The sequence below is a fragment of the Rhizobium lusitanum genome, from assembly GCF_014189535.1.
In the GTDB taxonomy this organism is placed as follows: domain Bacteria; phylum Pseudomonadota; class Alphaproteobacteria; order Rhizobiales; family Rhizobiaceae; genus Rhizobium; species Rhizobium lusitanum_C.
Window position 1 is genome coordinate 25617 of sequence record NZ_CP050304.1, and the last position, 13113, is coordinate 38729.

Consider the following 13113-nt stretch of genomic DNA (forward strand, 5'->3'; position numbering starts at 1 on the left):
CTCCTGCCGCCCTCATCGCGACACACATAGCGTTTGTCGGTACTGGTAGCGATCGGTTCGTGCTCGCCCATCGCAAGACTCCTTCGAGGTTGTTCTACTCACAAAACGCGCGCGCCGGCGAAAAGATGCATGAGAATCAAGGTCCCGATCGCGGCCCGCAACGCGAGCGGCCTCTTTCTCACTAAGTCATTGAAAAATGATTCCTTTCGACTTGGAACGATTCGCCAGCTCATTCGGTTAGATCGCAGTGGTTGTTCAGGAGTGTCGGCATCATGGTTGCCCCAAGAGCGAATTGGAAAGGCTTCATCAAGTTCGGAGAGGTCTCCTGTCCAGTGGCGCTATACACGGCAGCATCCTCTTCCGAGCGGATTGCATTCAACACGCTCAATCGTAAAACCGGAAACCGGGTCAAACGCGAGTTTCTCGATAGCGAGACCGGCGATCCGGTTGAGCGCGACGACCAGGTCAAAGGCTATGAGGTCGAGAATGGCCAGTTCATCGTCCTTGAACCCGAGGAAGTCGCGGCAGCCGTCCCCGAGAGTGATAAGACGCTGAAAATCGACGCCTACATCCCCTGCTCGCAGATCGACACGACTTATTTCGACAAGCCCTACTATTTGGCGCCGGACAAGGCGGGGACGGAAGCCTTCGTGCTTCTGCGCGACGGCATGAAACAGGAAAAGGTTGCGGCCATTGCCCGGACCATTTTGTTCCGGCGGATGCGCACCGTCCTCATTCGCCCGCACGGCAAAGGCATGATCGCCAACACGCTCAACTTCGATTACGAGGTCCGATCATCCGAGACGGCTTTCGATGACATGCCCGACCTAAAGATCGAAGGCGAAATGCTGGAACTCGCGCAACATATCATCGGCACCAAGAAGGGCAGCTTTGACGCAAGCACATTTGACGATCGCTATGAAGCTGCCGTGGCCGAGCTGGTGAAAGCCAAGATCGAGGGCCGTCCACTGCCGAAGAAGAAGGCACCAGTTGCCTCGAAGCCCGCCGACCTTCTGCAGGCTCTGCGCGAAAGCGCCGGCCGGGCAGCGAAAGGGGCCAAACCCAAACACGCCGCAGCGCCCACACGCCGGGCCGGCTGATCAGAGGAGGTTGCCATGGCAGTTCGTCCTTACTGGAAAGGCTATCTCAAGCTCTCGCTGGTCACCTGTCCGGTCCAGATGATGCCGGCGACCTCTGAGAACGAGAAGGTCCGTTTCCATACCCTCAATCGCCAGACCCAAAACCGCGTCGTCAGCCAATATGTGGATTCGGTCACTGGCAAAGCGGTGAAAGAAAAGGACGAAGTCAAAGGCTATCAGCGTGGTGAGGACGAATACGTCATTCTCGAGGATGACGAACTTGAGAATGTCGCGCTGGACAGCACCAAGACGATCGACATCTCCACCTTTACGCCGCGCGACAGCATCGAATGGATCTGGCTCGATACGCCCTACTACCTTTCCCCGAACGATCCGGTCGGCCAGGAAGCCTTCTCCGTCATCCGTGACGCGATGGAAGCCCAGAACATGGTCGGCATCTCCCGGCTGGTCATCACTCGTCGCGAACGCGCCGTGATGCTGGAGCCACGCGGCAAGGGCATCGTTCTCTGGACTTTGCGATATGGCGACGAGGTCCGGGATGAAGACACCTATTTCGAGGGTATTGGCGATGAACAGGCGGATTCCGACATGATACAGCTCATCCAGCAACTGATCAAAAAGCAGACCCGGGACTGGACGCCCAAAATGCTCATCGACCCGGTGCAAGACCGGTTGCTTGACATCATTGCCATGAAAAAGAAGGCGCTGAAGAAGCCGTCCAAAAGCAAGGCCAAGGCTCCCGCATCACCGGCGCCCAACAATGTCATCAACATCATGGACGCTTTGAAGAAGTCGCTGGCCGCAGAAACCCGGTCCCGCAAATAGGCGGAAACCAAACCACGGCTTCAGGACGACCATGTTGCGAAATCTCAGCCACGCCAGCGCCGTGATCCGGCTCGGCCCAATCTTCCGTCGATCGGATGGCCGCACCGTATCGAGCTATGTCCGGTGCTCCTGAAAACAACTGGACCCACAGGACCTATCTCCAGCAATGCGTGGCACGATCTAAGCGATATCGGCCTCGTTTTCTTCCTTGCGCTGTTGGGCGCGTCGTTTTGATCTGGCCTTTTGCCGCGCGGTACGCAATTCCTCCAGGGTCGGTAGCCACCAGCCTCGTGCCAATTCTTCCTCTCCAGGAGGCGTTCGTGCCGGCCAGGTCGTCACCAACTCCTCGAGCGAACCGGCTCGCCACGACGCCCAGACATGTTCCTCATCTTGGCCTGCAGGAAAATAGAACGCGCCGACGGTCCCGGGATCGGCCAACTCGCCGTTTGTACCGGTGAAGAAAACGACGCCCGAATGCGTGCCGATCGCACGCTCGAACAAAGGAATATTATCAACAGGCACCGGATATCGTTTCAGCCGGCGCTCCCGCAGTTTCGCCTTCGATACCTCCTCTTCATCCGTGCCCTTTATTGCCTCACGGCGCGCTTTCCTCACCACGGGTTCATTGCGCTCGGCTGCCGCCGCGATCGCCGGCCATCGTCGGCGCAGTTCATTGTATGATCGGTACGGCACCGTCCACAGCCGATGATCGGGATCCCATCGCGCAAACGGGATTTCTCGGATTTCGGTCACGACATTGCGCGAATAGGGCGTCCGGATTTGAAAGGCCAAAGGTGCTGCTTCGAGATAGCGGCTGTCGATCGGATCGAATGCGAAGGCGTCCTTCCCCTTTTCGTCGGCAAAGGCGTCGGCCTGCGCTTCCATTTCGGCGAGCCAGCGTCCGATGCGCCTCTCGGCTGTCCGGCCGGGCACGAACCAGGCCTTCAAACTGTCGCTCCAGCGTGCACGGGGGAAAGACTCCCGAAAACGCTGCACGGTGATGCGATCGTGAGGCAGGTCGGTCGTTGCGCCAACACGCGCTTCAGTTGGAGAGGTGTCGTTCGGTTCCTTTTCCATGGTCCGATAACGCGGCAATGCAGTCAATGTTCTTCTGCTCGTCGCGCTCAACCGATCAAACAGCCCGCTTTGACTTTCCGAGACGTTTGATGGCCTGTTCAAGCGACCGCTGGCTATCGCAGTAATCCTGCCATGCCGAGCTTTTCGCAAGAAGCGCAGGGACGGTGCGAACCGTAAATCTCTTCGGATCGAGACCGGCTTTGACTTGCGTCCATGTCAACGGCATCGACACGGTGGCGCCGGGCCGCGCCCGCGGAGACAACGGAGCGACCGCCGTCGCCATACGAGCGTTGCGCAAATAGTCGAGGAAGATTCGGCCCTGACGCTGGCTCTTGGCCATCTTGATCAGATAGAGGTCCGGATTGTCGCGGGCCATTTGCTCGCAGACATCGTGGGCAAAGCCCTTCGCGATATCCCAGTCGAGTTTTTTGCCCTTCGGCACGGCAAGAGGCGTCACCACATGCAGCCCCTTGCCTCCCGTCGTCTTGCAGAAGCTCACCAGGCCCAGCTCTTCCAGCCGGTCTCGGATCTCACGGGCGGCCTCGATAACCGTCGAGAATTCGACATAGGGTCCAGGATCGAGGTCGAACACCAGACGGCCCGGCACTTCCGGCTGACCAGGCTCACAGTTCCATGGATGCAGCTCGACGCCACCGATCTGGACGATGGCGGCCAGACCTTCGATGCGGTCAATCTGCAGATAGGGCTTCTTGTCGCCGAAGACCGTGACCAGTTCCAGGAGGCTCGATGTCCCCGGCATGGCATGGCGCTGGAAGAACTGTTCTCCCGCGATTCCATCGGGAGTTCGTATGATCGAACAAGGGCGTCCCTTGATGTGTTCAATCAACCAGGAACCTACGGCCTCGTGATAGCGCGCCAGATCAACCTTGGTCACCGGCTCCCCATCGCCGGCATCCGGCCACAGCGGCTTGTCGGGACTGGTGATCATCACGCCCATCACCTCCGCCTTTCCGCCCTTGCGGAAACGCTTTGTCCCCGGTTGATCCGTCTCTGGATCCGGCACATCGTCTTTCGACGGTGACGCCGGCTTGTCTGCCTCGACCTCGGCGGCGGGCTTGTCTTCCCGCAAACCTTTGAATGCGGCTTGGCGAACCTGGCCATCGGCCGTCCAGCCGGCAAACTCGATCTCGGCGACGAGCTCGGGCTTGAGCCAGACGATCTCAGAGCTCTTCTTCGGCGCCCCTATTCCCGTGAACGGGGACTTGGACGTCTCCATGTCCTGAAGCTTTGGGAGCAGCGTCTCGACGGTCTTGGCGCCGTAGCCCGTGCCGACGCGCCCGACATAGACAAAGTGATCGCCGCGATTGACGCCCACGAGCAAGGATCGGAACTTTCCGTTGGCTTTTGCATAGGCGCCAATGACGACCTCATGCCCTGCCCTGCATTTCGATTTCGCCCAGGTCTCCGTGCGGCCGGATTGATAGGGCGCGTCGCTTTGCTTGGAGACAATCCCTTCCAACGATAAACGACAGGCAGACCTGAGAACAGCGTCACCACCGGTTTCAAAATGCTCGACGAAGCGTAGATGCGGATCTTCGCCCGCATCCGACAAAAGTGTCGTCAGCCTGTCCTTTCGTTCTTTAAGCGGGAGTTCGCGTAGATCCTCCTCGCCGACGAACAGGAGGTCGAAGGCAAAGTACACCAGATCGTCTGTCTTTCCTTCTGACAGCGCCGCCTGCAGCGCCGCAAAATCCGGGGCCCCGCTTTCGTCGAGGGCGCAAACCTCACCATCGATGATGACATCGGGAAGAGCGGAGGCTGACTTGGCGATCGCCAGGAATTTGGCTGTCCAATCCAGACCCTTGCGAGTTTTCAGTATGACTTCGCCATTCTCGACCCGCATCTGAATACGATAACCGTCAAACTTGATCTCGTGGATCCAACCGTCGGCATTGGGCGGGCGCGCTAAAGTTTCGCAGAGCTGCGGCGGAATGAAATCCGGCGTAGCGGATTTCGGCTGCTTGACGGCCGCGGGCTTTTTCTTGTTCTCCCCTCCCGCTTTGCGTTTCTCGGCGGCGACACCCTCATTGCTGTTCCACACCGCATCTGCCTCAACGTCGCCATTCTGCAGCATGAATGGCTTCGGCTTCTTGCCTTTTCCGGAGGCGATCGCCGCCATCGTCCTGCCGGACGCCACCGACGTATCGTTTTCGTCGAGGACGGACGCTCCGTTCTCCTCGACCGAAAAGTCGTCGCGATGCTTGATCAGCAGCCAATTGGTTCGCTTACCGCCATCCCGGTCGTGACGCATACGCACGAGCACGAAGCTGCCGCGTAGCCGCTGGCCCTCCAGCGTGAATTTGAAATCGCCCTTGGCGAGAGCCTCTTCCGGCGTCCTCTTGCCTTCCGGCTCCCAATAGCCGCGATCCCACAACATCACCGTGCCGCCGCCGTATTGGCCTTTCGGGATCGTACCTTCGAAATCCCCGTAGTCCAGCGGGTGATCTTCCACCTCCACCGCCAGCCGCTTGTCGTGCGGATCGAGAGAAGGCCCCTTGGTCACCGCCCAGGACTTGAAGACGCCGTCGAGCTCAAGCCTGAGGTCATAGTGCAGGCGGGTGGCGTCATGCTTCTGAATGACAAACCGCCGGCGGTTCGATGGCTTGACCTCAGCCTCGCCGCTCGGTTCGCCCGTTTTCTTGAAATCGCGTTTGGCACGATAGTTCGAAAGATTGCCGGCCATGAAGTCCCGATCCTTCCAATCTGACAAGGAACGGAGTCAGCCTTCTGCCGGCTCTGCTTCGTCCGCCATTGGCTATCTCCTGCAATCAGGATCTAACGCCTTTGGCGGCCAGTAGTTTCCCAGCGTGGATGATCTGGTCGATCGAAACCGGTGATATCGTCATAAGGACTGCTATGTTCCCTATTTGTTTCGGGTGAGCCCTCAAAATGGGATGCCGAGTCCGCAGCTTTTTTTGCTGAAGCCGAATGCCTTTCGCAAGCTACGATCCACGGCAGCTGCTGGCATAAACCTGCGCAAACGACTTAGAAGTGTCGCTTGCCCGCTGACCGGCTGACGCAGTCCGTATGGGCTTTCGATCACTGCTCGAATTTTTTCCGCTACTACCTGCGGAGATGACACTGATTTGATCCTGCACCGAAAAACCACGCACTGCGGACTCCTTTGGCATTGGCATGATCTCAATTCGCCAGTGCGAGGGTTGGTGGGAACATAACTCGCACGAAGCTGTTAAACTCTGAATTGGCAACCAATGCATGGAGCAAGACGATGAAGAACGCGGCACAGGAACTGGTAAAGGAGTATCAGCGGCTCGGCGGACGCAGGGAGGTGGTTATCGACGACAACGAGCTTTCGACGCGCACATGGGAGCCGGATACGCCGGAAGCCGATGCCTTCTGGCGAGAAAAAATTGAAAAGTTGAGTCCTGAACGCCGCAACGAAGTGGAATCCTTTCTTCCCTCCATTAATGCCAAATAGCCGGATTCTGCACTAGTTGTGGGTTATCGCGGCCTCAGTTCGGCCTGCGTCTTCAGGCGTTGGCTGAACTCCAAATGATCGATACAGCGAGAATTGTTCCGGCATACCCGCGTTGTGCCCACGCACGATACCTTCGTCACCCAATCGAGCGGACGGCATACTTTATTTTGGGACGCCGTGTGCTGGACCTTCCTCCTTCACGTCACGCGGTGTGGGCGTGGGGATCACCCCATGCTCCGGGTCCGTCACGTCCTGTCCTTTCGAACCATCTGCCCCCGTTGCAAGCTCCCCTTTACGGGTCTCACGTCTGGCGTCTCTCACACTCTTTGCCTCATCGATGAGGGAGGTGAGTTCCTCTTCCGAGAAGTTGGACAGATCAAAGGTCTTGGTCATGATGGTCTCCTGGATAATTCGCTTCTTCTAGTTCTGTGGCCCGTCGCGGTTAGGGCGGGCTGGCGTGCTTTTGGTACCCTGCTGATTGTTTTCCGTTCCGGCTCCTCAAGCGTCGCCGTGTCGGCATGATCACGCTCGAGAGAAGGACCTGTGTTGGGCAACGGATGCTGTCTATCGAGCATGGAAGGCTCGCTGCAATTTAAGAGCTGTTCCATGGTCAACTAACCGTCGCTCTGTTTGTTCCCATTGCTTTGACCAAAGCATTAAGGGAACTCCTGCCCGCAACCATCGTTAAGTTATAGAGTCACAGTGACGGAGGATCGTCATGAACACCGGAAGCAAAACCGACGTCTATGCCCTCAGTGCTTTTTTTGCAGATGAGAATGATGCCGAGGATGCCCGCCAAGGCGCTAATGGACGCCGGCATACCCGAGGATGCCATCACCATGACACCAGGCAACCGACCGGACGTCCCGCCAATCGATCATCTTGGCTTCCTCGATGCCCTAACGGGGATTTTCTTCCATGAGGAGCAGCGCGCCGCCTATGCGGAGGCGCTTCAGCGCGGCGGAACGCTGGTCATTGTTCAGATAGCGAACGAGGCGCAACACGAGACCGCATTGAACATTCTCGCCGAGAAAGGTCAGATTGACACCGACGAACGAAAACGGAATGGCTGACAGCCACCGGATGGCACTGATCTTGGGCAGTTTGACAGTCCATCAATCTGGGAAATCCAGTCCTTTCAATTTCGCTCCTTTATCTGGATGATAGCCTCGGAGACGACCGTATTTTCGGAAAAAAGAACCTGCAGATGGATTGGAACCAAGCCTTTCAATCGACCACTTAATGATCTATATTTTGGTCTGAATAGGAGCGCTTGCATGAAGCTGTCAGAACAAGTCAAGCCGATCAGCTATCTTAAGGCGCATGCGCCAGAGATCATCCGAACGCTGAAGGACAATCCGCAGCCGGTCATCATTACGCTCCATGGAGAGGCGAAGGCTGTCCTTCAGGACCTCGCCCAATACGAGGAAACGCAGGAGACGATGGCGCTCCTGAAGGTGCTGGCGCTAACCAACCGGCAGGTCGAGGAAGGCAAGCTTCGTCCCGCTGTCGAATCCTTCGCACGCATCCGCAAGCGTCTGGCGGATAGCCAATCCTGATGTCGTATCGTGTTCTTTTCGCCGAGGACGCCGAACGAGACATCGAAGACCTCTATCGCTTCATCGCCGGCCGCGACGACGTCGAGACCGCCAACCGGATTCTTGCGGAAATCGAAAATGCATGTACCGGCCTTGAAGAATCCCCGGGGCGTGGAAACATTCCGAAGGAATTGCTCGGTCTCGGAATCTCCGAATACAGAGAGTTGCATCACAAACCGTGGCGACTGATCTATCGGGTCATGGGCGCTGATGTTGTCGTTTATTGCGTCGTCGATGGCCGCCGCGACATGCAGGCGTTTCTTGAGCGACGGCTCATCCGGTAGAGTCTGACCCAACGATGACGCCGGTGTTGTCATGCCAATCGACACTTGTCAGCGATGTCGCCACGATGATGACCAAATTGAATGATGTTCCGTTCTGGTCCGACTATGAGGACTTTGCGGATGGAATGGATTAATCGCTACATCGATCGACCGTTGCTCGATGGCGCAGCCAATGGGTTGCGAGCCTGGCATATTCGTTCCGGACAGCATCCCGAACGGCTAGAGCCGACCTGGCATCTCGCTATGCTCTCGCTTCTTTTGATTGCCGCTACACATTTTCTTAGCGGCTCTGGGCTTGTCCTCTGCGCTTCATCTCTCGCCATGCTCGCGCTTCCTTCAGTTTGGAAATTGGTTTCCTTGCTGAGGACGACCAATACCTATGGCCGACGAGAATATGCGCTCCATAGGACGCGCGCCCTCACAAAACGGGAAGCAGAATGGTCCGTGAGAATGACCGTCCTATTCGTGTCCGCGAGCCTTCCATTTTTCGCAAATACAGACGATTCTGCAGGGATGTTTTTCTTATTGGGAGCAAGTCTTTGGTTTGTCCTCACTATCCCTGTAAAATTTTATCTTCAGGCCGCCGAACCACCAGCACCCGATGAGGACGATAGATCATTTCAACGCGCCGTTGGGTTTGGGTGACGTACAAGTACCTGCCTTGGGACGTGATCATTGTCGACATTCATTCGTTGGCTGCCTTGAGGGGTCGCCAACTTCGTAGCCAAACATAGAATATCAAATACAGCACGGTTATGAACGTTCTGGAACCAATTTTGATCAGTTCCGTTATCTCTGCACACATCGAAGAGGAGATCACGATGCTTTACTACGCTCTGGTGTTTTTTGTTGTGGCACTGGTTGCCGGGGTCCTCGGATTTGGGGGCATCGCAGGCGCTTCTGCTTCGATCGCACAAATTCTGTTCTTCATCTTCTTGGTTCTGTTTGTCGTCTCGCTGGTTATGCGGGTCGTGCGGCGACCGTAAGGACAACTAGCGCCTTTCACAGCAACCCGGCTGAAAGGCCGGGTTTTAGGTGCCAGGCCTAAGGAACAAGTCGCAGGCTGCGTAGTTCCAACCCTATGAGACAGAAAGGCACGATCCGGATGGATGTGACGGCAGACTTCGTCTATTGCCGCCTCCACGGCTCAAAAGAGCTGTATGTCAGCGGTTATGACGACAAGGCTTTGGATATCTGGGCGCAGAGGATCAATGACTGGTCGCATGACCGCGAGCCGGTGAACGCCAATCGCGTCCTTGAACCGCTGAAACCATCCCGTAGCGGGCGCAACGTCTATGTCTATTTCGACAATGACGTGAAGGTCCGGGCGCCGGCGGACGCGCGTGCACTTGCCGATCGGCTGGGTTTGGCGGTCCCAGCGATGGAGGCGTCTCCAGGAAAAGAGAAAGCCCGGCCACGCCGCCGGATTGTCGAGGAGGCTCGCCGGTCTACAGAAGCGGCTTGCCGCCGGTGACGGCAATCGTGGCACCGGAGACATAGCTCGACAGGGGATCGGCGAGCATGACATAGGTCGTTGCAAGCTCGGCGGGCTGGCCCGGCCGCTTCATCGGCACCTGCTTTCCGAAATTCACGACCGCCTCCTCGGAGACGGGGGAGGGAATGAGCGGCGTCCAGATCGGACCGGGTGCTACCGCATTGGCGCGAATACCCTTCTGCGCGAGCAATTGCGCCCGACCGGCTGTGAAATTCTGGATAGCACCCTTGGTGGTGGCATAGGCAAGCAATGTCGGGTTCGGATTATCCGCATTAATCGAAGCGGTGTTGATGATGGCACTTCCCGGCTTCATGTGCTGAACGGCGGCCTTGGTCAGGTAGAACATGGCGTGAATGTTGACCTTGAAGGTCAACTCCCATTCCTGGTCGCTGATATCGCCGATGTCGTGAAAGCTCGCCTGATGAGCAGCATTATTGACGAGAATGTCGATACCGCCGAGTTCCGCGACCGCCTTGTCGATAATGGCTCGACAATGCCGCGGGTCCGGCCGGGCAGCCCCAATATCGACGACATTGGGCGACCCCTGGCGATGATACAACGCCAACTGGATAGTGGGCTTTGACGAGAAGACCGACGGCTGTCGTGGAACAAATTGGCAGCGGAGATGTTCTTTATTCGGATTTTCAACAGCCAGCCGCCATAGGAGGACATCATGGCAAATTCGAAAACCCTGAATGACCTTTTCGTTGATACACTGAAGGATATTTACTACGCCGAGAAGCAGATTCTCAAGGCGTTGCCGAAGATGGCGCGCGCCGCCCAGTCGGAAGAAGGCAAGGCAGGCTTCCTGCACCACCGCGACGAAACTCAGGGGCAGGTTGAGCGTTTGGAACAGGTGTTCGAGATTCTCGGCAAACCGGCACGTGGCAAGACCTGTGAAGCCATCCAGGGGATCATCGCGGAAGCAGACGAAATTACAGACGAATTCAAGGGGTCGGCTGCGCTCGACGCCGGCCTGATTTCATCGGCGCAGGCTGTCGAACATTACGAAATCGCGCGCTATGGCACGCTGATTGCCTGGGCCAAGCAACTTGGCCTGAAAGAAGCTGTGCCGCTTCTCGAGCAGACCCTGAAGGAAGAAGTCGCGACCGACCGGAAGCTGACGCGGCTTGCCGAAACGGCAGCCAATGCCAAAGCGCAGAAAGCGGCATGATCGGCATGTCTTTTAGAATGGCCGCCCGTCGGGTGGCCATTCTTTGACTGCCCTCGCGTACGGTTTTACCGGAACCAACAGTGGTAGGTCGTTCTTCAACCAGTGCGTCAGTAGCACCCTGGAGCGATGATGCCCAACAATTGGAAGCAGCAATGAAGACCTTGATCCTGGCGAGCGCCGTCCTGTTGATGCCAGCCATGGCAGAGGCTCAATCGCCCCCGCTCGAAACCACATGCCAGATCGTTGCCAAGAATTTCCTTCTGACCGATCATCTCAACGTCGGCATCATCCAATCCTTTCCCGAATTGAAGCCGCCCGGAGCTCGTTTGACCTATTCTACCAGGACGGGAGCCAGCAAGTCCGATATGAGCGACAGCTTCGAATGCGAATTCGACAAGGCCGACCCACCTTTCCATCTCACACGATTCTGCGTTTCCGAGGTCTGCTATTCTGCCAGCGATGCGGATGCCGACCGGAAGCGGCGCTTCGACGAAATGCGCACCCTGCTCGATCGCATGAATAAATGATTGGATGCAGCGGCCACGACTAGGCAACGAGACGATCTGCCTTCACCATAAGGCGAACCGACAGACCTTCGCTTTTCCATTCTCGAGAGATCTCACCACTGAGTTGACTGCCGACCGTCGCCTTGGCAAGGATACTGCCAAAACCATCGCCGTCGGTTTGCCGGTCGACCGGTGGTCCGCCGCTCTCGGTCCACGTCAGGATAAAGTTCGCCCCCTCCTCGAGGCACACAATATCGATGCGTCCGTCTGGGTTGGAAAGAGCTCCATATTTCGCTGCGTTGGTTGCAAATTCATGCAACAGCAATGCAAAGCTCGTAACCGCGCTGCCGCCAATAGCAATATCGGGACCCGTAACGATGGCCCGCGATTGCCGGTTGTCGATGCTGACATCGTAGGGCGCGACAATCGTTCGGATCAGGGCATGTAGCGTGGTCGTCTGCTCGCTTCGAGAGGCTGCCTCAGACGTGCGAGGGACCGTCAAGGCATGCGCTGACGCCAATGCGTTCAATCGGGCTGAAACAGCGGATGCGAGCTCGCCTGGTGTCGTTGCAGTTCGCGCGCTTAAAGACACAACACTGCTTGCGATGCTGAACAGATTTTTGACCCGGTGGTCCATCTCCCTGATCAGCAGATGTTGTTGCTCTTCAGCCCGCCGGCGCTCGGTGATATCGCGCGCGATTTTGGATGCACCAATGACGCGGCCCTCGCGACTTTTGATCGGCGAGACCGATAATGATATTTCGACGAGACCACCATCCTTTCGGCGCCGGATCGTTTCGTAATGGTCGATGCGTTCGCCACGGCGGATGCGAGCCAGGATTTCCGGTTCCTCGTTCTGTCGATCCAGGGGAATAAGCATGCGACCAGACTGGCCAATCGCTTCCTCCGCCGTGTAACCGAATAGACGCTCGGCGCCCCGGTTCCAGCTGACGATTTTGCCGTTCAAGTCTTTAGCAAGGATCGCATCGTCGGACGACGCAACGATTGCCGCGAACCGTTGGGCCGCCTCCTCCGCAACCGTGCGATCGGTCAGATCGACGAGCATGTTGACTGCGCCTTTAAGGTTCCCGGCGGTGTCAAAAATCGGAGTCGGAAATGCGAGGAACGCAACGCGTGTGCCATCCGGGCGCTCGGCAATCGCTTCAAGTCCCCTGACCGCACATTTCTCTTTCAACGCGATTGCCATGGCGCATTCGTCGTGCGGCAGAGGCGTCCCATCGGGCCAGTAGAGTTTCCAGGAGCCGCAAAATTCGCTCTCTCCAAGCTTGGGGCTGACACCCCACATCGCAATTGCCGCTTTGTTGCAGAACGTGATCCGGCCGATTGCATCGGTCGTGTAGACAGCCTCCGGCAATGCTTCGAGAACGTCTTGAAGTGCCAACGGTTGGTGAAGCAAATTTGGTTGCGGCTCTTTTGTCGCGGAAACGTCGACATAGTCGGCGGCCATGTTATTCTCGTTGGTGGACAGATGGTTCATCGCGCGTCTCGCCACATCGGCAGTCAGTAGGCCCCCTTAGCGGGCCGAGGGTTAGGGGCAGTCTGTTTACAATTAACGTATAATCACGCGTTATCG

At 57.2% G+C, this 13113-nt stretch carries 14 protein-coding genes and 3 pseudogenes; 11 read left to right on the forward strand and 6 right to left on the reverse strand.

Translation table 11 applies throughout. The annotated features are described in order from the left end of the window. Nucleotides 1–272 precede the first annotated feature (272 nt). A complete protein-coding gene (locus tag HB780_RS00165; RefSeq protein WP_183686174.1) occupies nucleotides 273–1100 on the forward strand; it encodes a non-homologous end joining protein Ku in 828 nt (275 codons plus the stop codon). Nucleotides 1101–1115: 15 nt separating this feature from the next. Next, a complete protein-coding gene (locus HB780_RS00170) occupies nucleotides 1116–1925 on the forward strand; it encodes a non-homologous end joining protein Ku (RefSeq protein WP_183686176.1) in 810 nt (269 codons plus the stop codon). 180 nt (nucleotides 1926–2105) lie between these two features. On the opposite strand, the gene HB780_RS00175 is transcribed toward HB780_RS00170, so the two are convergent. From HB780_RS00175 to HB780_RS32680, 3 genes and pseudogenes are all read right to left on the reverse strand, one after another. Then, entirely contained in the window at nucleotides 2106–3002 is an 897-nt protein-coding gene (locus HB780_RS00175) for a hypothetical protein (protein ID WP_183686399.1), read from the reverse strand. Between the two features lie 55 nt (nucleotides 3003–3057). After that, on the reverse strand, nucleotides 3058–5706 hold the full coding sequence (ligD, locus tag HB780_RS00180; protein ID WP_183686178.1) for a DNA ligase D: 2649 nt from the start codon (nucleotides 5704–5706) through the stop codon (nucleotides 3058–3060). Between the two features lie 201 nt (nucleotides 5707–5907). Next, nucleotides 5908–6123 (reverse strand): annotated as a pseudogene (locus HB780_RS32680) (oxidoreductase); the annotation flags it as partial. Nucleotides 6124–6252: 129 nt separating this feature from the next. Between HB780_RS32680 and HB780_RS00185 the strand changes: the two are divergent. Continuing rightward, nucleotides 6253–6462, forward strand: a complete 210-nt coding sequence (locus HB780_RS00185; RefSeq protein ID WP_183686179.1) for a hypothetical protein — start codon at nucleotides 6253–6255, stop codon at nucleotides 6460–6462. 162 nt (nucleotides 6463–6624) lie between these two features. Here HB780_RS00185 and HB780_RS00190 read toward each other — a convergent pair whose 3' ends face one another. Continuing rightward, nucleotides 6625–6855 (reverse strand): hypothetical protein, encoded by a 231-nt coding sequence (locus HB780_RS00190; protein WP_183686180.1) that lies wholly within the window; start codon nucleotides 6853–6855, stop codon nucleotides 6625–6627. Nucleotides 6856–7250: 395 nt separating this feature from the next. On the opposite strand from HB780_RS00190, the gene HB780_RS00195 reads away from it, so the two are divergent. The 6 genes and pseudogenes from HB780_RS00195 to HB780_RS00220 all read left to right on the forward strand — a co-directional run. Then, nucleotides 7251–7535, forward strand: coding sequence for a hypothetical protein (locus HB780_RS00195; protein WP_183686182.1), 285 nt, complete (start codon nucleotides 7251–7253; stop codon nucleotides 7533–7535). Nucleotides 7536–7739: 204 nt separating this feature from the next. Beyond that, complete coding sequence (locus tag HB780_RS00200; protein ID WP_183686183.1) at nucleotides 7740–8021, forward strand: type II toxin-antitoxin system Phd/YefM family antitoxin; 282 nt, start codon at nucleotides 7740–7742, stop codon at nucleotides 8019–8021. Next, on the forward strand, nucleotides 8021–8344 hold the full coding sequence (locus HB780_RS00205) for a type II toxin-antitoxin system RelE/ParE family toxin (RefSeq protein WP_183686185.1): 324 nt from the start codon (nucleotides 8021–8023) through the stop codon (nucleotides 8342–8344). Before HB780_RS00200 ends, HB780_RS00205 begins: the two co-directional genes overlap by 1 nt. 120 nt (nucleotides 8345–8464) lie before the next feature. After that, the gene (locus tag HB780_RS00210) at nucleotides 8465–8989 is read left to right on the forward strand and encodes a hypothetical protein (RefSeq protein ID WP_183686187.1); all 525 of its coding nucleotides are present in this window, start codon (nucleotides 8465–8467) and stop codon (nucleotides 8987–8989) included. A gap of 176 nt (nucleotides 8990–9165) precedes the next feature. Further along, nucleotides 9166–9330 carry a DUF1328 domain-containing protein gene (locus tag HB780_RS00215; RefSeq protein ID WP_183686189.1) on the forward strand — a complete coding sequence of 55 codons (165 nt, stop codon included), beginning with the start codon at nucleotides 9166–9168 and terminating at the stop codon, nucleotides 9328–9330. Nucleotides 9331–9434: 104 nt separating this feature from the next. Then, nucleotides 9435–9818 (forward strand): annotated as a pseudogene (locus tag HB780_RS00220) (DUF72 domain-containing protein); the annotation flags it as partial. On the opposite strand, the pseudogene HB780_RS00225 reads toward HB780_RS00220, so the two are convergent. Then, nucleotides 9793–10344: pseudogene (locus tag HB780_RS00225) on the reverse strand (SDR family oxidoreductase); the annotation flags it as partial. The pseudogenes HB780_RS00220 and HB780_RS00225 sit on opposite strands and share 26 nt — an antisense overlap. 168 nt (nucleotides 10345–10512) lie before the next feature. On the opposite strand from HB780_RS00225, the gene HB780_RS00230 reads away from it, so the two are divergent. Together HB780_RS00230 and HB780_RS00235 are read left to right on the forward strand one after the other, a co-directional pair. Then, nucleotides 10513–11013 carry a YciE/YciF ferroxidase family protein gene (locus tag HB780_RS00230; RefSeq protein WP_183686193.1) on the forward strand — a complete coding sequence of 167 codons (501 nt, stop codon included), beginning with the start codon at nucleotides 10513–10515 and terminating at the stop codon, nucleotides 11011–11013. Nucleotides 11014–11165: 152 nt separating this feature from the next. After that, complete coding sequence (locus HB780_RS00235; RefSeq protein WP_183686195.1) at nucleotides 11166–11540, forward strand: hypothetical protein; 375 nt, start codon at nucleotides 11166–11168, stop codon at nucleotides 11538–11540. Between the two features lie 19 nt (nucleotides 11541–11559). Here HB780_RS00235 and HB780_RS00240 read toward each other — a convergent pair whose 3' ends face one another. Beyond that, a complete protein-coding gene (locus tag HB780_RS00240) occupies nucleotides 11560–13017 on the reverse strand; it encodes a PAS domain S-box protein (protein WP_183686196.1) in 1458 nt (485 codons plus the stop codon). Between the last annotated feature and the right edge of the window lie 96 nt (nucleotides 13018–13113).